Here is an 18,693-nt window from a genome sequence, read left to right on the forward strand (position 1 = left end):
TGAGAATTGTTACCGATAATTCTCAGCCTGAGGGAAGTTTCTGTTGGCTGTACGGGGAGGGTTGCATGGCACAGAACGACTGGCTGGTGGGCCGGGATCGCCGCAGCGCAGCCGCCGAACGGATATATGCGGCGGCCGCCGACCTCATCGCGCACGTCGGATACGACGAGTTCACCATCGAGAGCCTCGCCGAAACGGTCCACTGCTCACCGGCGACGATTTACCGGCACGCCGGCGGAAAGGCGGCCATCAGGGACGCGGTGGTTGCCCTCCAGGCAAGCCGCATCGTCGATACCGTGCGCGAGGCCATCAAAGACCTGACCGGCCGCGAACGAGTGGTGACGGCCACCATCCTGGCTTTGCAGCGCCTGCGCTCTGATCCGTTGGCTCAGCTCATGCAGACCGCACCGACGGTGCCGCGCAGCGAGTGGCTCACGAACTCCCCCGCTGTCACCGCATTCGCCTATGACATGCTCGGATCCGACAATGCAGATCCACTTGCCGCCCAATGGCTTATCCGGGTGTTCCTGGCGCTGTGGTGGTGGCCGGTGAAGGACCCCGCCGACGAACGCGCCGTCGTCGAACGCTTTCTCGGCGGGTCTTACGAAGACCCTGGCTGAGGGCCGAATCACCGACCCAGTACGGCCACCACACAGGACCCACCGCCGCCCATCGCCTGCGCCAGCCCGACGCGGGGATCGGCGGCCTGCCGCGAATCCGCCTCTCCGCGAAGCTGACTCACCACCTCGGCGACTTGGGCCAGTCCCGTCGCACCGAACGCGTGCCCGCGGGCAAGGCAGCCGCCGTCGGTGTTGGTCGGCAGCCTGCCTTTGGATCCCAACCCGCCCGACTGGACGAGTTCGGCGGCGTCCTTGACGTCGACGAGGCCGAGTGCGATCAGCGCGGTGACCTCCTCGCTGGCGCACATGTCATGTAGGGAAACGATTCCGACGTCATTCGCCGCGACCTGCGCCGCGGCGTAAGCTCGCCGTGCCGTCAGGGTTATTTGCGACGGCGGACCGACGCACGGACCGGCCAGCGGCCAGCCCGGGTCGCGGGGCCAACTCGTCTGCTCGATGGCGTTGATCGCCACGGACCGCGGGCGTTGTCCGGACGTCACGACGATCGCGGCGCCGCCGTCGACCGAGGCGTGACACATCATCTTGGTTAGCGGCTCGGCGATCATCCGCGACGACATCACCTGTTCAACGGTCACCTCGTGGTCGTTGCGCCGAGCCGCCAGCGGATTCAGGCGCGCCTGGTTGTACGACTTGGCCGCGACGGCACCGATAACATCCGGCGCGCAGTTCGCCTCGTACAGAAAGCGATTCGCCTCGATCGCGTAGTGGATCTGCGGCGGGAACCGGTCCCAGAAATCGACCGCTGCCGGTACCACCCCGCCGGGCTCAAGCGCGGTCGTCTTCTCATAGCCGATCGCCAACGCGGCCTCGCAGCGGCCCGACGCCACCGCCCACACAGCATGCCGCAGGGCGACCATGCCTCCCGCCGATGCGCTTTCGATCGCGGTTACCGGGATCCCACTGCGTCCCAACGCATGCGCGACCTTCAGCCCGGTCTGCGGCGGTGCCATCGACGACGAGCAGAAGACCTCGCCGATGACGTCATAGCCGAGACCCGCGTCCTCGAGCGCCTGCCGAGCGGCCGTCACCCCGAACTGGGCGAGCGCGGTGTCGCCGTGTTTGCCGAACGGGGTGAGCCCGACGCCCGCGACGTGGACGCCCGTCACGCCGGATCCGCCTCGAAGAGCAGCACTTCAGCCTCGCCAAGCTTCCGCTCGACGATCCGGCCAACGGCACCGGGCCCGGGCCGCGGCCCGGACACCAGGAGTTGCACCCGGCCGTCGCAGGTGTCGACCCATGCGACGGAGTAGCCCTCCTGGCCGAACTCGGGAATCGGCGACCTCGACGGCACGAACGTCGATGCCCACACCGTCGCAGTCTCATCACTGGGTGGATCAGCCGGCACTTGTCATCCTCTCCTGACGGGCATTCGCGTCTCCCAGGGCCGGCGGCGGCGCCAGCGGGATCGGGCCCTGCCCGGTGAATCGCCACGGGAGACCGACCAGGCGCGCGGTGGTGATATCCGGATCGGGGTGGGTGATCTCCGGGAAGAATCCCCGCGCGGCCAGGTGGGGGTCGTTCACCAGGTCGTCCGCGCGTTGCACGACCGCCGCGCGCAACCCCGCGGCCGTCAGGCGCGCTGCCGCCTCGCCGGCCGGCGCGCCGGCGATCAGTGCGGCGAGCTGATCGGGTTCCCCGGCCAATTCCGTCAGGCGCGCCCAGTCCGCGGGAGCCGAGAGTTCGACCGCCACCCAGCGGTCATCGGCGCCACGGTAGACGCCGCCCCGCGCGGCGGCCCCACTGTCGGACACCACCCCCTCGGCGGCCGAAGCCGCGGCGACGAATTCGGCCACCGTGGACGCCACCACCTCGGCCATGGACAGATCGATCACCGCCCCGGAGTCGCGTGCAGGCCCGAGCGCCCACGCCGCTATCACGGTGGCGGCCACCACCGAAGACAGCGGGTCGGCGATTACCGTGCCGAGCCGCGCCGGCGACCCGTCGGATCCCGTGGTGAGTCCGGCCAGACCCCCGTAGGACTGAACGTTGTTGGCGTACACGCGGTATCCGGCCATGGGACCCGTCGACCCGAAACCCGAAACCCGCATCACCAACCGGCCCGAGTCGGCGATTTCGACGGGGTCGACGCCGAGCCGGGTCAGCCGTGCCGCGCCGACATTCTCGATCAGCACGTCGGCTTCCTCGAGGGCGGCGGCGACGTCCTGCGTCGCCCGGCCGGGATCGATCAGCGCGCTGCGCTTGGAGTGGTTGGCCACCGCGAAATATGCGCCGCGCTCGACGCCGGGCCGCCCCGCGGCGAACGGTCCGGTGCGCCGGTAGATGTCGAGTCGGTCGCGGTCTTCCAGTCGCAGCACCTGGGCACCCATCCCACCGAGCAACGCGCCGACGATCGGCCCGGCCAGGACGTGGGTCAGCTCGGCGACTCGCAGGTCGTTCAGCCGGCCCGTGCGGTGCCGTCCGAACCGCCCGCCCGGGCGCGTCGCCCATGGGGGGGCCAGTACGGACAGGGCAGTACCGCCCAGTCGAGTCGCCGAAATGGCTCCGCGAGAAGCGAATTGGGGCGACGTCAGGATCTCCGCGGGTGTATTCACCGGCGTCGATGGCACGCCGTTGGCCTGCAACAGGGCTGCGCAGTCTTCCTTGAGGCGCGTCGCCGCCCACGCCCCGACCTGGTGGTTGATCAAATCGGCGTGCTCTATCCGGGCGGCTCGTTCGCCTAGGCCCGTGGCCCATGCGGGATGACCCAAGGCCACCAACAGGCCGGTCCACTGATGATTTTCGACGGCGGTGATGCGCACCAGTCCGTCGCGGCAGGCGAACAAGCCCGACGGGGCGAGATAACGCCCGCTGCCCGCCCGTCCCGGGCAGGAGTACAGCACGTGGGCGCACTCGGGAAGGGCCGCGGTGAATGCGACAGCCTCCTGCACCGACACATCCACGTTCACCGGCGCGCTCGTAGCGTTGCGCCGATCGAGGCCGTGCAGGGCCGCCAGCGCCGTCACCGCGCCCGCCGCCTTCAGCGCGACATAGCCAGGGGCGGGCACCGGCGTCCCGTCGGAGCCCTCGATCGTAGCGAGCATGCCGCCGGCCGCCTGGGCGATCAGTTCACCACCCCGCTCGACGGAGCGCGGTCCGGTCAGGCCGAATGGGCTGACGCTCACCACCACGGCGTTTCTGGCGTGCGGCGGGTCGATCGCGGCGTCGTGGTCGATGATCACGATGTCGTGTGCATCGATCAATGCCGATGTGTCGCTTGGTGATTGCAGGACTCGCTTGCCACGATCGAGAACCACGTCAACCAGCGGCACCGACGCGGTGCCAACCGCGATCACCGGCCCTACCCGGGGCGGCGAGAAACCGCCGCCGAGCTTACTCACCTCGGCGCCGAGGTTCGCCAGCAGCGACGTGGCCGCCGCAGCGGCGATCCCGTCGCCGACCTGAAGGACTTTGACACCCGAGAGGAACGAGTTCACCCGTCACCTCCCGGCTGCTCCACCGGATACCGCCCCGTGAGCCAGCGCGTGACGATGTCGCGGTGGTGCGCGCGCTGACCGAGATTTCCCGCGGCGCTGGCCGCCCGGCGGAGATGAACGTGGGCATCGTGCTCCCACGTGTACGCGATGCCGCCGAATACCTGGGTGGCGCCCTCGGGCACGGTACGCAGCGCGTCGATGCCCCAGTAGGCGGCGAGGGAGCCCAGTGCAGGGGCCTCGGGATGCCCGTGTTGGCAGGCGTCGGCGGCACGATTGACGAGCGCCCGCCCGATCTCGATCGCGCACCGCTGATCGACCAGGCGGTGCTTGATCGCCTGGAAGGCGCCGATCGGGCGGCCGAACGCGACGCGCAGTTTCGCGTACTCGGTTGCGGCCTCGTTGGCGGCCGCCGCAATGCCAACCAACTCGGCCACCCGGCCGATCAGGCCGCGCAGCGCGGCTTCACCGTGGCGGCGGACCGCGTTCGGCCCAGTCTCGAGGACCTGAATCGGCGCATCGCTCAGCGTGATTCGTGCGCCCGGGTTGTGATCCAGGGGCGTCACCGGCTCGCGCACCACGCCCGCCTCCGCCGGGTCGACAACCCCGAGCACGGCGGACTCTCCGTCGCCCGCGCAGACCAACAACTTGGTTGCGACCGCACCGAACGGCACGAGCGGCCACACTCCGGAGACGCCCGCCGCGGTGCGCTCTCCGCGCTCGGGTAGCAGCAGGCCGATCCCGTCGGCGCAGCGGTTCTCGCACCATCCCGCGGCCGCCGCCATCGCAAGCGGGGCAGGGGCCGACGCCGCGCCGGCGGCCTCGGCCAGCACGCACAGATCACGGAGCCCGCCCCCTCCGCCCCCGGCGGCCTCGCCAACCAAGACGTCGGCCCACCCGGCCTCGACGATCGTCTGCCACAGCTTCGGGTCGAACACCGGGCCGGGGCCATCGAGCAGGCCCCGAAAAGAGCTGGCAGACCACACCTTTCGGAGGGCGTCGTCGGCCGACGCCCGCAACTGCTCGAGTTCGGCCGCGCTGCGTGCGAGTTCGCTCAGCGACGACGGACCATCAGGGGTCACGCGGCAGTCCCAGCAGCTTCTCGGCGATCACGTTGCGCTGGACCTCAGATGTGCCCGCACCGAAGGTCGCCGCCCGCATCAGCAGGTAGCTCCGTGCGACGTTCCCGTTGTTCGTCGCCCCCGCCGAGCCGCGCTCCAGGGTGCCACCCGGCCCGGTGAGTTCCAGCCCGAAATTGGCCATCTCCTGATCGACTTCCGACGTCAGCAGCTTGGCCACCGACGCCTCGGGTCCGGGACTGACCCCGCGGACGCCGGCGGCCGTCGCCTGGGCCGAGATCTGACGCAGCGCCTCCACCCGCGCGGCGAAACCGACGATCCGATCGGCCACGTAGCCGTCGCCGCAGCCCTCGTGCCCCAGCGCTCCTTGCTCCTGCGCCATCTTGATCAGAATCGCCAGCCGCCGTTCGATGCGATGGGTGCGGCTCTGTCCGACGCGCTCGTAGCCCAGCGTGGATTTGGCCACCCGCCAACCGCCGTGCAGTGGGCCGAGCACGTTGGCGAGCGGCACCCGCACCGAATCGAAGAACACCTCATTGAACTCGGCCTGCCCGGTGATCTGGCGGATCGGGCGCACCTCGATCCCGCTCGTGCGTAGGGGCACGAGGATGTAGCTGATTCCTTGGTGCTTGTCCGCCGCGGGATCCGTGCGCGCCAGGATGTAGATCCAGTCGGCGTATTGCGCCTTGGACGTCCAGACCTTCTGCCCGGTGATGACCAGCTCGTCGCCGTGGATCTCGGCCCTGGTCTTCAGGGCGGCGAGATCACTGCCCGCGTCGGGTTCACTGAATCCCTGACACCACACCTCTTCGCCCGAAAGGATTTTCGGCAGATAGCGTTGGCGTTGCTCATCGGTACCCCACTGAATGATCGTCGGGCCGAGCTGATTGACGGCGCTGCGGTTGATCGGCTCTGGAGCGTGCGCGGCGGCCATCTCGGCGTTGAAGATGAGCTGTTGCACCGGGGTGGCCGCGCGACCACCGAACTGCACGGGCCAGGAGATCGCCGCCAGGCCAGCGTCGTGAAGTCGGCTCTGCCACAAACGCATTCGGTGTAGCCGGTCGGCCTCGTCGCGCCCGGAGCCGCGGACGTCATCCGTCAGTGCGGATGCCAGGAAGGCGCGCACCTCGTCGCGGAACTGCTGATCGGCCTCGGTGAGGACGACCCCGTAATCCGGTTCGGTCACGCCCCACCGCGAAGGATCGACGCCATCCGTACCTTCATGTCGCCGTACGTGATCGCGGTAGCGCCCGCCCTGGGCGCGCGGCCGGCGTCCACCTTCGGCGCCGACAGATCCAAGCCGGCAATTCTTTCCCGCAGCGCCGCGACGGTGCAGTGTTCCCTGCCCCGTCGCTCGACGCCGGTGTAGCCGAAGGCGCGGGCCGCATTACGCCAGGTGATCGCCTCGACCTCGTCGGGTGTGCAGCCCTCCAACTGGGCGGCGAGCTGCTCGGGCGCGTCCGGCCAGCTGCTGTCCGAATGCGGGTAGTCCATCTCCCAGCAGATGGTGTCCACTCCGATGCGCTCCCGCATCTCGATGCCGACCCGGTCGCGGATGAAGCACGACATGAAGTTGCGGCGATACACGTCGCTGGGGCTCAGCCCGTCACCCAAATCGTCTCCCGTCCAAGCCCGCTGGCGCGAGTAGATGTCCTCGAATCGCTCCAGCAGGAACGGAATCCATCCGATGCCGCCCTCCGACAGCGAGAACTTGATGGACGGGAATTTCTTCACAATGGGTGAGAACAACAGATCGGCCACGAAGCGCTGGGTGTCGATCGGCAGCATCGAGTTATAGGCCAGATAGGTGGTCAGGTCCGACGGCACGGGCAATCCGCCGCCCGTGCCGATGTGGATGTTCACCACCGTGTTCTCTGTGCAGATCGCCTCCCACAGCGGATCCCACTGCGGATCCTGCCAGGGCGGCTGCCCGTAGCTCCCGATGTGCTGTGGAGCCGTCACCGCGCGACAGCCCCGCCCCGCCAGGCGCCGCACTTCGGCCGCGGCCAGGCTCGCGTCCCACAACGGCAGGATCCCCATCGGGATGAACCGGTCGGGATGCCGGCCGCACCAGTCCTCGATGTGCCAGTCGTTGTAGGCGCGCACCATCGCCTCGGACACGTCGCGGTCCCCGCGGTAGGTGAACAGCGCGCCCGAGATGGTCGGGAACGACGGGAAGCACAGCGACGCAAGGACCCCCGAGGCGTCCATGTCGTTCACCCGTGCGTCGACGTCGTAGCACCCCGACCTCATGTCGCTGAATCGCGACGGCTCGAATCCCCATTCGTCGTTGGGCCGGCCCACAACGGCATTGAGCCCGATGTTCGGCAGCTGCAGACCGTCGTACACCCAGAAACACATGCCGTCGGCGTCCTCGACGATGCGCGGTGCGTCGTCGGCGAAGCGGCTTGGCACCCGGCCGTTGAACATGTCGGGTGGTTCCACGGTGTGGTCGTCGACGCTGATCAGTACCAGATCGAGAGGATCAATCACTCGAACAATCCTAAACTAATAAACACTTTCTGTCTAAGTGTTCTATCCGGACCCTCTCGTTTGGGCGAAGTCCTGCACCCAGCCCGCCATAAGGCCGTAAACAGACTCCATGGCATCGCGCGCGGCGGCGTCGTCACCAATGGGCTCGTAGTCGATGTCCCAGACCACGATGGATTCTCCGCCGGCATCCGAGCTCTCGGTTACGGTGTTGACCGCCACGAAGCGGCTGACCGGCATCGGATTGTTGGTGATCTCATACGACAGCGCGCGCTCGTCCGGCTTGATCCAGATGAGGGTCTCGATGACCGGCTTCTCGGCGCTCGCGGCGATGAACCGCCGCATGCCGGGTCCTTCGCCCTCGACCCTGACATCGCTGGGTCCGGGGATCCAGTCGACGTTACCGAAGTCGGCGAGAACGGCCCACACCGCGTCCGGTGACACGGCGAGCCGCTTGGTGACCGTGAAAGTTGGCATTTCCCGACCGTATCACCAGATGTGACAATTGATCGACTAGTGTACTTATGTACTGCCAACGCGCGAAGGAGGGCTGATGGCCACCGACTCCGCCGCTGGAGGCGAATTCGAGGTCGATGAGGACTGGGTCCGCTATGAGGTTGTCGAACCGCACATCGCGCAGATCACCATCAACCGGCCCGAACGGCGCAACGCCATCCTGTCTCCCGGAATGCATCGACTCTTCAAGGAGCGGCTGGACCGCGCCGAGGACGATGACCAGGTCAAGGTCGTCGTGTTGCTGGCCGAAGGCAAGGACTTCTCTAGCGGCGACGACGTGCGCCGGCTCCCGGTGGAAGAAGCGGGACTGCGCAAGGGCGAGCGATTGCCGCAGACCGCGCGCCTGGGCAACGCCCGGCGGCTGCACCGGCACCTCACCAACTGGCTGGAGTTCCCGAAGACGGTGATCGCCGGCTGCCAGGGTGCCACGCTGGGCGCCGGCATGAATCTGGCCCTGGCCGCCGACATTCTGGTCGTCTCGGATGACATGTACGTTGCCCGCCCCCAGGCGCGCATCGGGTTCGCCGGATTCTCCACGGCCATGCCGCTCGCGCTGCTCAAGATGGGACCCAACCGCGGCTACGAGGCGATGATCACCGGCCGCAAGGTGACCGCGCACGAACTACGCGAGTGGGGGGTAGCCGCGTCGGTGGTGCCCGCCGAGCGGCTCCGCGACGAAGTGTTGCGCTATGCCCGCGCGATCGCTCACCACTCGGCCGACGGCCTGATGGTGGGAAAGCACGCTCTGATCGCGTTTTGGCACGCCGTCGGGATGGCGCAGTTCGGGGACTGGGTCCCGATGGGCCACACGGTGTTCAGCAACCTCGTGTGGCGCGACGACGAGTTCAACTTCATGAAGGAACGCAGTACCCGCGGCGGCCGGGAGGCGATGGCCGAGTTGGAGCGCCGCTATGCCGAGTGGGGGTTCGAGTAGGCGATGGCTAAACAGCTATACAGATATTGTTTGTATGTTCTGTATGCTCGTTTCTAACGCGAGGCCACGAGGAGTTGGATGACGATGGGTGTGTTGGACGGACGGACCGCGTTGGTGACCGGAGCCGGGCGGGGAATCGGCGCCGCGGTGGCCGAGGGCTTGGCCGCCGAGGGCGCGACGGTCCTGGTCTCCGATGCGGGCGTCGGCGTCGACGGGACCGGACACGACTCCGGTCCGGCCGAAAGCGTCGCGGCGGCGATAACGAGCCGTGGCGGCAAGGCATTCGCCGATACCACCGACATCACCGACTTCGCCGCGTGCGCGGATCTCATCGGCCGCGCCGCCGAGACGCTCGGCGGCTTGGACGTCGTGGTGAACGCCGCGGGGATCCTTCGGGACGGCATGGTCTTCAAGATGAGCGAGCAGGACTGGGACGCGGTGGTGTCGGTGCACCTCAAAGGGACGTTCAACGTCACGCGCCACGCGGCGGCCTGGTGGCGGGAGAACCGCGGCGGGCAGTACCGGCTGATCACTTTCACATCCATGTCGGGCTTGCAGGGCGCGCCGAGCCAGCCGAACTACGCCGCGGCCAAGATGGGCATCGTCGGCCTGACCTTCTCGTGCGCCAACGCGCTGCGCAACTACGGGGTGCGCTGCAACGCCGTTGCGCCGATCGCGGGCACCCGGATGACGCAGGGCATCAAGGGCGGCGGCAGCATGGACTACTCGGACTCGAACGTTCGCCTTTCGCCGAAGAATTGCGTGCCGCCGGTCGTGTATCTGGCCAGCGAGCAGTCCGACTGGCTCAACCGGCGCGTGATCTTCGCCGGGAACGGGCGGATCAGCCTGATGTCCAATCCGGTCGTCGAACGCGAGATCGTGTCGGCGTCGGGGACGTGGGACATCCCGACCGCATTCGCCGAGATCGAGACGTCGTTCAAGGAAGCGGTGCTGTATCCCAATATCTTTGACAAGCCACCGTCCAGCTGAGCCGACGAAAAGTGCGACAATGACCGAGCTTGCCACCGAGCGGGTGCCACAGAAGTTCGCCTGCGGTGAGACTTTCGTGCCCAAGAGCCGTTACATCGACCCGGAATTCCTGAACCTCGAGCTGGAGCGATTGTTCACCCGGGTGTGGCAGCCCGCGTGTCGCGAAGAGGAAGTACCGGACGCCGGCTGCTTCTACGAGTACACGATCGGCCGGCAGTCCATCGCCGTGGTGCGACAGAAGGACGGCAGCATCAAGGCATTCCACAACACCTGCGCCCACCGCGGCATGAAGGTCGTCCGCGGCAGCGGTTGCTCGGCCAACAAAGAGTTGCGCTGCGAATTCCATGGCTGGCGTTATGAATTGGACGGCCGATCCTCCTTCGTCCCATGTCGCGACGAATTCGCACCGCGCCCCCGCCAGCAGTGGGGCCTGCGTCCCGTCGCGGTGGGGACGTGGGGTGGCTGGGTGTTCGTGAGCATGGCCGAGGACCCGCCGGATCTGCTCGAGTGGCTGGACCCGCTGCCGACCGCGCTGGCCCCATTTCGGTTGCAGGACATGCGCTACCGCTGGCGCAAGCGCACGTTCCTGGCGGCGAACTACAAGACCGTCATCGACGCTTTCATCGAGGGCTATCACACGCCCGGGACCCATCCGCAGACGATGCGATCGGCGCAGGGCCCGCGGCCGTCTGCGGAGCCCGCAGCGCCGCAAGAATACGTCTACGCTCCCTACACCCCGACCATCACCTATAAGAATCACTCGCGGTTCGTCTATACGCAGCGTCCCGAGCATGCCGGCCGTGACAAGGGTCGCCAGGAGCAGGCGGCGCGACCAGAGGTGTTCGCGAATTCGATGAAATACCAACACCTCGAGGTCGGGTCGCTGGTCACCGAGCGAGACTACCGGGCCGCGCAAAAGCTGGCCGCGATGGAGCCCGGCGACGTCCCACCGTTTGTTCTGTACCACCAGATGTGCGAGGAACTCGCCCGCGCCGAAGGCGTTGACTTCCCGCGGATGTCGATGGAGCAATACTTCGCGGGGAACGGCGACTGGCATGTGTTTCCGACCATGGTGATCCTGGTCGAGAAGTCCTGCCTGCTGGGATACCGCATGCTGCCCGACGCCGAAGACCCGAATCGGTGCACGTTCGAGATGTTCTCGCTGGAGCATTTCGCGCCCGGCGAGGTGCCCGAGACGCAGTGGCAGGTCTTCGAGCGGTGGCAGGACCACGACGGCTGGGGCGAGCTGCCCTCACAGGACCTGAGGAACATCGGCGCCATCCACGCGGGCATGCACTCGGCCGGGTTCGAGGGACTCTGGCTCAACACCGCCCAGGAGATGTCCATTCGCAACGAGCATGCGATCGCCGACAGGTTTCTTTTCGGTGCGGACCGCGACGGTGTGGATCATCGCGCTCAGGAGGGCGGTTCCTCCGCGTCGGCATCGGAGGAGCGATAGCGGTTCTCGCCATCGGCGGCGGCTCCCAGCCGCATTCATGCGACGACAGCAACACCGGGACCGTGAAGCCGATCGCCGGGATGGCCTGACGTACAAGCTGGTTGGCGACCCACGTGGAGTTCCGGGTGGGCGCAACGCCAACTTGCCGAATCGGGCTGCGCCAGAAACACGTTGGTGACCGGTCAGACACCTGATTCGGTCGGCTCACGCGGATATCCGAAGAGTTGCAGTGCTTCGTCGGCGACTGCGATCAGCGAGCCGGTGGGGGCATCGCGTTCGCCGGTCAGCCGGTCGAAGATTCCGATGTCTTTACGGAGCAGGGGTCCGACCATTGGAGCCAACACCCCGAAGCCACCGACAGCGACGGCGGTGTTCAGCGAAAAGCTGTTGCCGCTGCTGACCGACAAAGCGCGGCCCAGAGCGTGCTCGTCCAGGCCCAACCGAGTGCCGGCAACCATCGCGTCGCGCGCCAGGGCGTAGTGTGCGGCGTGCAGAGTGTTGTTGACGAGTTTGGCGATCAACCCGCTGCCGAGCGGCCCGATGTGAATCACGTTGCCCCCGAAGGTTTCGAGCTCCGCGCGGCATTTTTCGTAGTTTTCGTCCTCGCCGCCGACGAGGACGGTGAGCTTGCCCTCGGCGGCCGCGAATCCGCCGCCGCTGACCGGAGCGTCGATCACCCCGACAGCCCGTTCCGCCGCGATCCGCGCAATCTGGTGACAGACCTCCAGGCTGATTGTCGAATGGATGGCCAGCACGGACCCGGGCGACATGCCGGCGAGCACCCCGGATTCGCCCAGGACGACGTCTTGGACCCCCGCATCGTCGACCACACAGATCCCGACCACGTCGCTGTTGGCCCCCAGCTCGGCCCGGGTTTCCGCGAACGACGCCGCAGAACCGCGGTAGGGCTCAAGCGATTCCGCCCGGCGTGCCCACAACGTCGTGGGCACCCCGCAGGCTATGAGCCGATCTGCCATTCCCTTGCCCTGGTCCCCGAGACCGATGAATCCGGCTCGGATCTGCGGACGATCCGACGATGTCGGCGTCGCGGAGTCGGGTCGCGCGGTCGAGCCGGCCTGGTCAGTCATGAAGGGCGATGGCCTCCTCGGGACAGGACTGCACGGCGTCCGTGGCGGAGGGCTCCTCTCCTACTGGCACCTCGGCCGCCAGCAGCACGCTGTGCCCCTCCTCGTCGGCGTCGAACAACGCGGGCGAGAGGCTGTAGCAGCGGCCATGCCCCTGGCAGGCTCCGCTGTCGAGTTCCAGCCTCATCCACGCACCTCCCAGCTCAGTGGCAGCGGCCGCGCCAGCCGCACCGGAAGAGCTTCGTATTTCAACGACGAGCCCGGCGTTATCTCGTAATCGGGGATCCGCTTGTGAAATTGGTCGAGTGCCGCCCGCAGCTCCATCCGGGCGAGATGGCTTCCCAGACAACGGTGAAAACCGCTTGCGAACGAGTAATGCGGATTGGGCCGACGGGTCAGGTTCACTTTGAGAGGATCTTTGAACTTTTCCGGATCCAGGTTGGCAGCGGCCCACAGCACCGTCACCTGCGTTCCTGCGGCCACGGTCGTCTGGCCGACCTGCATGTCCACGGTTGGAGTCCGCGATGCCACCGGCACCGGGGTCTCCCAACGCATCAACTCTTCGATGGCGTCGGGCCACATTTCCGGGTTCGCCACTACCTGACGGCGCTCGTCGGGATGGCGCGCGAGCCAGGACAGGATGCAGGATAGCGACGCCGCGACGGTATCCAGGCCGGCAATCATCAGCAGGAAGCAAATATCGAGAATGTTCTCGCGGGTCAGTGAGTGGCCGTCGACTTCGGCTGTCATGAAGCGGCCGAGGATGTCGTCCCCGGGTTCGCCGCTCGCTTCGCGTTCGTCGAGAACTTGGTTGAAGTACGCGTAGCACCGTTTGCCCGCCGCCTTGTACCTGGCCTCGCGTTGCGCGACGGTTTCCCCGTCGATGTCGCGCAGCAGATCGTCTTTGTTCTGCAGGAAGTAGTTCAGCTCGGAGAGCGGAATTCCCATGAGGCGCAGGAAAATCGTGGACGGCAGGATCGCGCAGAATTCATCGTAGATGTCAGCGTGGCCGCGTTCGATGAACTTGTCGATCAGCTCGTCGGCGAGCGTTCTCACGTCGGTCTCCAGGTGAGCGATCGCCTTCGCCGAAAAGATCGGGTCAAGCAGTTTGCGGTATTTGGTGTGCTCGGGCCGGTCGATGTCCAGCGGAATCAGCGGGCGATCGGCGCTCTGTGTATTGCCCAGTGCCCCCGATCCGCGCACATCGTGGCTGCGGGTCAGAGCGTCGACGCTCTTGGCGGCGCCGACAATGTGATTGCCGTCGATCACGATTATCGGCGCCGATCCGATGCCTGCGTACACTTCCTGTGGTTCGGGGACAGTCAGCATCGCTGCGAAGTCACCCCCGAAGGCCTCGGCGGCAATGCCCTCCGTTACGACGTCGTCGGACTCTTCGTCGTGGCTAGCCGACAGCGCTGTCGTTTCGCTCATTTTTGTTCCTTCGCGGTGTACTACGGGGAAGTCCCAGGAATCGCTCGGCAATCACGTTTCGCGCCACGTCGGTGGATCCGCCATAAATGCCGGTTCCCGGCGCGAATCGGAATCCCGCTTCGAATGCACCGTCGCCGGCACTCCCCTCCGCCCCGCGCGCCAGAAGGGCTGTCGGACCGATGAGATCGATCAGCTCCGACGCCGTCTGCACCAGCAGGTCGGAGGACAGGATGCGAGCCGGCGGTCCCGACGCCGAACGCGTCATCTCGACCTTGACGAGCGCTTCGCCGATGCGCTCGGCCACTGCGGCGTCGTCGAGCAAGGATTTGCCTGCGGAACCCGGTTGCGTTGCGGCCCAACGAACGAACTCCGCGAGGAGTTTCTCGCACTCGGCCAGGTAGGGCCCCCCGATGGTCGGGTCACTGCCGTCGGCGGAGATGCCGTGTTCCTGGCTCAGCGGCGCGGCGACCACGGTCCAACCCGCGTTGACGTCGCCCAGGCGCCAGCGGTCGTTGACGCGAACATCTTGCAGGTAAACGAAATTGGTACGTTCGCCGCCAAGTGTGCCGATCGGCCGGATCTCCACCCCCACAGTGTCCAGGGGCAGAAGGAAAACGGTGAGGCCCTTGTGCATGGGCGCCGACGGGTCGGTTCGCGTGAGGAGAAAGCAGTACTGGCTGAACTGGGCACCGGTGGTGAACATCTTCTGTCCGTTGATAACCCATTCGTCGCCATCCCGCTCCGCGCGGGTGCGCACCGCGGCCAAATCCGATCCGCAGTCCGGTTCGGTGTAACCCAGGCAGATGCGAACGGTGCCGTCAGCCACCCGCGGCAGCACCTCGGCCTGGATGTCCGGCGAGCCGAACATGCGGATGGCGATCGGTGGTAGCAACGTCGTGGAGGCCAAGATGTAGGGCGCACCGCTGCGCGACCATTCGGTGGCGACGATGCGCGCCCGCAACGCGTCCAGGCCCGCCCCACCCTCAGACGTCGGCCATTGCGTCGCGACCCATCCGCGCGCCCCCATCGCCAGGTGCAGGCTCTCGCTGAATCCGCCGCCGTGCAGCCGTTCGTCTTCCAGCACCGCCGGGGTGACATGTTGGTCGAAGAAGGCGCGTGCCTCACGCCAGAACGTGAGGGTGTCGTCGTCGAGGTCGATGGTTTCGAAATTCACGCGAGCGCATCCATTAGCGCGTGCGGCGCCCACTGCGCGGCGCGTCGCAGAAGGGTGCGACGATCGCCGACGGCCATCGCCCAGCCTTTGGCCCGGCGGTAGTAGAGCTGAACGTCGGATTCGAGGGTGAACCCGAAGCCGCCCTGGGTGTGGATGGTGGTGGCCCCGGCTTTCTCGGCGGCGTCGCCGGCGGCCAGCACGGCGCACAAGGCCAGGGCACCAACGGATTCGGGTTCATGGTCGCAGAACCAGGCAGCGCGCCACAGTAGCCGCCGGGCCGCGCCCACGCTGTTGGCGGCGTCGACCAATGGATGAGCGATGGCTTGAAACGCTCCGATCCGGGTGCCAAATGCCGTGCGCTCTTTGGCGTATTGCACACCGAGGTCCAGGGCGGCCTGACCCAGCCCGACCAGCGCGGCCGCCGTCAAGACGTGCCATTCCCGTTCAGCTAGGTCCCAGTCGTCGGCCGAACCCACCCGTGCGCCACCGGTAACCTCGCGCCAGCCCAGCGGAGCGCACGCCAGATTGGGCTCGGTCGGCGCCGGCGGGCCGGTGACCAGCGTCAGGTTGGCGCCCTGCGGCGCGAGTACGGCCTCTGCGATCGCTCCGGCGGGTGCGAGCCGACGGTCGGCGGTGCCCGGGGCGAGGGTGCCAACCGCGCCACGATCGCGCATGGCGGCCAGCAGGCGCGATGACGGGTCGATGCGAGCCAGCGCGCGAGCCGCCGCCAACACCTCGGCCAGGGGTACCGGCGCCGCGCGGCGGCCGGCCTCTTCGAGCACGAGCGCCAGCTCGACCAAGCCGGCCCCGTCGCCACCGACCGCTTGCGGCAGCGCCATCTCAACGACGGCACGTTCCTGGAGCTCGTCCCACAGCGCCGCGTCGAACCCCCCCGGTTCGGCCGAGCGAACCCGTGATGTTGGGATGGTCTTTTCGAAATAGGCCCGGAAAGAATCCCGCAGTGCGGCCTGCTCCTTGCTGAGCGAGTAATCCTGTTGGCGAAGCGAGAACTCTGCGTTCATCGGACGGCCACTCAGGGGGCGTCCTTCAGGACGCTTTCGTCAAAACCGAATAGCCTGCGTGCGTTTCCGCCGACGATGGCCCGCGCACTGTCGATGTCGACGCCGTCGAATAGCCTGTCGAGGATCTTCTCCGACTCTGGGTATGTGCTCTCGGGGTGGGGATAGTCGTTGCCCCACAACAGGCATTCGGCTCCGGTATCCGCGAGGTTCGTAATCGCGACGGGATCGTCCTGAAAGGTCGAGTGGATCTGATGCCGGATGTAGTGACTGGGCAGTTCGGCAAGTTTCGGTTTGGTCCAGCCGATCTCGTCGTGCGCCTGGTAATAGTAGTCCAGCGTCTGCATTGCCCACGAGATCCAGCCGCCGTTGCACTCGACGAAGACAGCGTGCAGGTCTGGATGCCGCTCCAGGATCCCGCTGCAGCTCAACAAGGCGGCTGCGCGCGGCGCCATCGATTGCGTGGCAAGAAGATTCGCCGTGCCGCTCCCCCACCCTCGATAGAAGATCATGTCGTGGCCGCTGCCCTGATGCATGACGGCCGGCCGGCCCGTCGACGCGATGACGCCCCACAGCGGTTCCCACTCTTTGGAGTTCCACTCCGGCTTGCCGACCAGCGGCAACAGCAGTCCACCCACCGACGGATCGGCAGCCACCCGCTCGACCTCGGCGATGGCCATGTCGGCATCCCAGGTGGGGATCATCATCGCAAGTTTGATCCGGTCGTGTCCCCCGATCTGCTCGCGAATCCAATCGTTGTAGACCTGGCATACCGACTGCCCGGCAGGGGGATTGGAGATGTCCCACGCGTATAGCCCGATGGTGGGAAAGACGATTTCGGCGTTGATGCGGTCGGTCCGCATCATGTCGAGCCGCACGTCGGGCGAGGCGGCCGCCACGCGCTCGGCCTCCTTGGCCGCTGCCTCTTCCGCCGACAGTTCGTTCCAACCGATGGGGCTGCCGTTGACGACCAGGCTCCACCCGCCGGCGTCATTGGCCAGGATGCGGCGCGGGGCGTGATCGCGCAGGTCCACGCTGAGGCGCTCATACCAGAGGTCATGCGGCTCGTCGACGTGCGCATCGGCCGAGATCTTGGGCAGATCGACGGTACTCGTCATATCAGACCTGCACCGTCTCCCGGCCGGCCGCCTCGGCACGGGCCCGGTACTCGGCCTTGCTCACCGTCGACAGGTCGACGTCGGTGGCCCTGGCGCGTAGCGCACCCACCGTCGCGTCTTTCTTCGCGGTGTGCTTGAACGGGTCGAAATCAAAGAAACGACAGCTGTTTTCGTGAGTGATCTTGTTGATTTCCTCGTCGGTCGCACCGGCAGCCGTGAACTCGCCAAACAACTGCTCCGGGCCGTTGGGCCAGGTCGAGTCGGTGTGCGGATAGTCACACTCCCACGCCAGATTGTCGATGCCGATCTCGTTGCGCAGCTTGACGCCGGCCGGGTCGGTGATGAAGCAAGCCAGGACCTGGTCCCGAAATATCTGGCTGGGCATGCGATCCGACCAGTCCTGACCGATCCAGAGTTGATTCTTGGCGTGTCGGTCGGCCCTCTCGAGGTAGTAGGGGATCCAACCGATGCCGCCCTCGGAAAGGGCGATACGCAGGTCCGGGAATCTGCGCAAGGTACGGCCGAACATGAGGTCCTGCAAGGCCATCAGCGTGAGCTGGGTGGGCAGGATGATGTGATGGTCGATCGGAGCGTCAGGCGCCAGCGTGATCAGGCCGCCACTGGCCCCGATGTGCATGCACAGCACGCTGCCCGCCTCCGACATCGCGGTCAGCATCGGATCCCAGTGCTCGTTGTGAAAGCTAGGGAAGCCGAAAGCGTGCGGTGCCTCGAGGAAGCTGATGGCCTTGCAGCCTTTGTCGGCCAGACGCCGCACCTCGGCCGCACACAATTCCGGATCCCACATCGGCACAATGCCGATCGGGATGAACCGGCCCGGATGCGATCCGCACCACTCGTCGACGTGCCAGTCGTTGTAGGCCTTCAGCATGATCAGCGCGAGGTCCTTGTCCTCAGCCTCGCAGAAGGTCCGCGCGTTGAACCCCGCCATGGTCGGGAAGTTCATCGACGCGAGGACGCCCCCGGCGTCCATATCGCGCACCCGCAGGTTGACGTCGTAGCAGGCGGGCCGAATCTCGGAGAACACGCCGGGGTTGAAGCCCCATTCCTCTTTGGGCCACGTGACCACCGCGCACATGCCGAACGGCGTCGAGGTCTCGATGCCCTGAAATACCCAGCGATCAATGCCCTCCGGGCTGCGCTCGACCTTTGGCGCCTGGTCCGCCCACTTCTGGGGGACATGACCGTTGAACATATCCGGCGGTTCGATCACGTGGTCATCGATGCTCACCAAGATCATGTCGTCAAGATCCACCGCAAACTCTCCTCGCAGTCCGATTCGGTGTATCCGCTATAGAAGAACACCGT

18 protein-coding genes are annotated in these 18,693 nt (G+C 66.7%); 4 read left to right on the plus strand and 14 right to left on the minus strand.

Annotated elements, in window-relative coordinates:
- Positions 1 to 65: 65 nt before the first annotated feature.
- Positions 66 to 620 (plus strand): TetR/AcrR family transcriptional regulator, encoded by a 555-nt coding sequence (locus G6N51_RS14445; RefSeq protein WP_083167284.1) that lies wholly within the window; start codon positions 66 to 68, stop codon positions 618 to 620.
- An 8-nt stretch (positions 621 to 628) separates the two neighbouring features.
- Here G6N51_RS14445 and G6N51_RS14450 read toward each other — a convergent pair whose 3' ends face one another.
- Genes G6N51_RS14450 through G6N51_RS14480 form a run of 7 tightly spaced genes read right to left on the minus strand, consistent with a single transcriptional unit; the run spans position 629 to position 8,118 of the window.
- The gene (locus G6N51_RS14450) at positions 629 to 1,747 is read right to left on the minus strand and encodes a thiolase family protein (protein WP_083167288.1); all 1,119 of its coding nucleotides are present in this window, start codon (positions 1,745 to 1,747) and stop codon (positions 629 to 631) included.
- Entirely contained in the window at positions 1,744 to 1,986 is a 243-nt protein-coding gene (locus tag G6N51_RS14455; RefSeq protein WP_163750716.1) for a hypothetical protein, read from the minus strand. The genes G6N51_RS14450 and G6N51_RS14455 overlap by 4 nt, the downstream gene beginning before the upstream one ends.
- Positions 1,976 to 4,075: a CoA transferase gene (locus G6N51_RS14460; protein ID WP_083167297.1), complete on the minus strand. Its 2,100-nt coding sequence runs from the start codon at positions 4,073 to 4,075 to the stop codon at positions 1,976 to 1,978. Before G6N51_RS14460 ends, G6N51_RS14455 begins: the two co-directional genes overlap by 11 nt.
- Complete coding sequence (locus G6N51_RS14465; protein ID WP_083167302.1) at positions 4,072 to 5,154, minus strand: acyl-CoA dehydrogenase family protein; 1,083 nt, start codon at positions 5,152 to 5,154, stop codon at positions 4,072 to 4,074. Before G6N51_RS14465 ends, G6N51_RS14460 begins: the two co-directional genes overlap by 4 nt.
- The gene (locus tag G6N51_RS14470) at positions 5,144 to 6,337 is read right to left on the minus strand and encodes an acyl-CoA dehydrogenase family protein (RefSeq protein WP_083167307.1); all 1,194 of its coding nucleotides are present in this window, start codon (positions 6,335 to 6,337) and stop codon (positions 5,144 to 5,146) included. Before G6N51_RS14470 ends, G6N51_RS14465 begins: the two co-directional genes overlap by 11 nt.
- On the minus strand, positions 6,334 to 7,644 hold the full coding sequence (locus G6N51_RS14475) for an amidohydrolase family protein (RefSeq protein WP_083167312.1): 1,311 nt from the start codon (positions 7,642 to 7,644) through the stop codon (positions 6,334 to 6,336). The genes G6N51_RS14470 and G6N51_RS14475 overlap by 4 nt, the downstream gene beginning before the upstream one ends.
- A 42-nt stretch (positions 7,645 to 7,686) precedes the next feature.
- The gene (locus G6N51_RS14480; protein WP_083167317.1) at positions 7,687 to 8,118 is read right to left on the minus strand and encodes an SRPBCC family protein; all 432 of its coding nucleotides are present in this window, start codon (positions 8,116 to 8,118) and stop codon (positions 7,687 to 7,689) included.
- A 76-nt stretch (positions 8,119 to 8,194) separates the two neighbouring features.
- Here G6N51_RS14480 and G6N51_RS14485 point away from each other — a divergent pair, with 76 nt between their 5' ends.
- The 3 genes from G6N51_RS14485 to G6N51_RS14495 all read left to right on the plus strand — a co-directional run bounded on the left by G6N51_RS14485 (position 8,195) and on the right by G6N51_RS14495 (position 11,540).
- Positions 8,195 to 9,091 (plus strand): enoyl-CoA hydratase/isomerase family protein, encoded by an 897-nt coding sequence (locus tag G6N51_RS14485; protein ID WP_083167322.1) that lies wholly within the window; start codon positions 8,195 to 8,197, stop codon positions 9,089 to 9,091.
- Positions 9,092 to 9,169: 78 nt separating this feature from the next.
- On the plus strand, positions 9,170 to 10,081 hold the full coding sequence (locus G6N51_RS14490) for an SDR family NAD(P)-dependent oxidoreductase (RefSeq protein ID WP_231965165.1): 912 nt from the start codon (positions 9,170 to 9,172) through the stop codon (positions 10,079 to 10,081).
- A gap of 19 nt (positions 10,082 to 10,100) precedes the next feature.
- Positions 10,101 to 11,540 (plus strand): aromatic ring-hydroxylating oxygenase subunit alpha, encoded by a 1,440-nt coding sequence (locus G6N51_RS14495; protein WP_083167327.1) that lies wholly within the window; start codon positions 10,101 to 10,103, stop codon positions 11,538 to 11,540.
- A gap of 182 nt (positions 11,541 to 11,722) precedes the next feature.
- On the opposite strand, the gene G6N51_RS14500 is transcribed toward G6N51_RS14495, so the two are convergent.
- The 7 genes from G6N51_RS14500 to G6N51_RS14530 are packed head-to-tail and all read right to left on the minus strand — an operon-like array spanning position 11,723 to position 18,640.
- Entirely contained in the window at positions 11,723 to 12,628 is a 906-nt protein-coding gene (locus G6N51_RS14500) for an NAD(P)-dependent oxidoreductase (protein ID WP_083167332.1), read from the minus strand.
- Entirely contained in the window at positions 12,621 to 12,812 is a 192-nt protein-coding gene (locus tag G6N51_RS14505) for a ferredoxin (RefSeq protein WP_083167337.1), read from the minus strand. Before G6N51_RS14505 ends, G6N51_RS14500 begins: the two co-directional genes overlap by 8 nt.
- Positions 12,809 to 14,056 carry a cytochrome P450 gene (locus G6N51_RS14510; protein ID WP_083167342.1) on the minus strand — a complete coding sequence of 416 codons (1,248 nt, stop codon included), beginning with the start codon at positions 14,054 to 14,056 and terminating at the stop codon, positions 12,809 to 12,811. The genes G6N51_RS14505 and G6N51_RS14510 overlap by 4 nt, the downstream gene beginning before the upstream one ends.
- Positions 14,028 to 15,230, minus strand: coding sequence for an acyl-CoA dehydrogenase family protein (locus G6N51_RS14515; protein ID WP_158086176.1), 1,203 nt, complete (start codon positions 15,228 to 15,230; stop codon positions 14,028 to 14,030). The genes G6N51_RS14510 and G6N51_RS14515 overlap by 29 nt, the downstream gene beginning before the upstream one ends.
- Entirely contained in the window at positions 15,227 to 16,252 is a 1,026-nt protein-coding gene (locus G6N51_RS14520; RefSeq protein ID WP_083167350.1) for an acyl-CoA dehydrogenase, read from the minus strand. Before G6N51_RS14520 ends, G6N51_RS14515 begins: the two co-directional genes overlap by 4 nt.
- A gap of 11 nt (positions 16,253 to 16,263) precedes the next feature.
- Positions 16,264 to 17,367 carry an amidohydrolase family protein gene (locus G6N51_RS14525; protein WP_083167355.1) on the minus strand — a complete coding sequence of 368 codons (1,104 nt, stop codon included), beginning with the start codon at positions 17,365 to 17,367 and terminating at the stop codon, positions 16,264 to 16,266.
- Position 17,368: 1 nt separating this feature from the next.
- On the minus strand, positions 17,369 to 18,640 hold the full coding sequence (locus tag G6N51_RS14530; protein WP_142274807.1) for an amidohydrolase family protein: 1,272 nt from the start codon (positions 18,638 to 18,640) through the stop codon (positions 17,369 to 17,371).
- Positions 18,641 to 18,693 lie beyond the last annotated feature (53 nt).

The organism is Mycobacterium paraseoulense (genome assembly GCF_010731655.1).
GTDB lineage: Bacteria > Actinomycetota > Actinomycetes > Mycobacteriales > Mycobacteriaceae > Mycobacterium > Mycobacterium paraseoulense.

What these genes read in the sequence shown, in the direction of transcription:
- G6N51_RS14510 (WP_083167342.1), bottom strand. Translation starts at nt 14,056, where the DNA reads ATGAGCGAAACGACAGCGCTGTCGGCTAGCCACGACGAAGAGTCCGAC.
- G6N51_RS14480 (WP_083167317.1), bottom strand. Translation starts at nt 8,118, where the DNA reads ATGCCAACTTTCACGGTCACCAAGCGGCTCGCCGTGTCACCGGACGCG.
- G6N51_RS14445 (WP_083167284.1), top strand. Translation starts at nt 66, where the DNA reads ATGGCACAGAACGACTGGCTGGTGGGCCGGGATCGCCGCAGCGCAGCC.
- G6N51_RS14520 (WP_083167350.1), bottom strand. Translation starts at nt 16,252, where the DNA reads ATGAACGCAGAGTTCTCGCTTCGCCAACAGGATTACTCGCTCAGCAAG.
- G6N51_RS14505 (WP_083167337.1), bottom strand. Translation starts at nt 12,812, where the DNA reads ATGAGGCTGGAACTCGACAGCGGAGCCTGCCAGGGGCATGGCCGCTGC.
- G6N51_RS14485 (WP_083167322.1), top strand. Translation starts at nt 8,195, where the DNA reads ATGGCCACCGACTCCGCCGCTGGAGGCGAATTCGAGGTCGATGAGGAC.
- G6N51_RS14500 (WP_083167332.1), bottom strand. Translation starts at nt 12,628, where the DNA reads ATGACTGACCAGGCCGGCTCGACCGCGCGACCCGACTCCGCGACGCCG.
- G6N51_RS14495 (WP_083167327.1), top strand. Translation starts at nt 10,101, where the DNA reads ATGACCGAGCTTGCCACCGAGCGGGTGCCACAGAAGTTCGCCTGCGGT.
- G6N51_RS14525 (WP_083167355.1), bottom strand. Translation starts at nt 17,367, where the DNA reads ATGACGAGTACCGTCGATCTGCCCAAGATCTCGGCCGATGCGCACGTC.
- G6N51_RS14490 (WP_231965165.1), top strand. Translation starts at nt 9,170, where the DNA reads ATGACGATGGGTGTGTTGGACGGACGGACCGCGTTGGTGACCGGAGCC.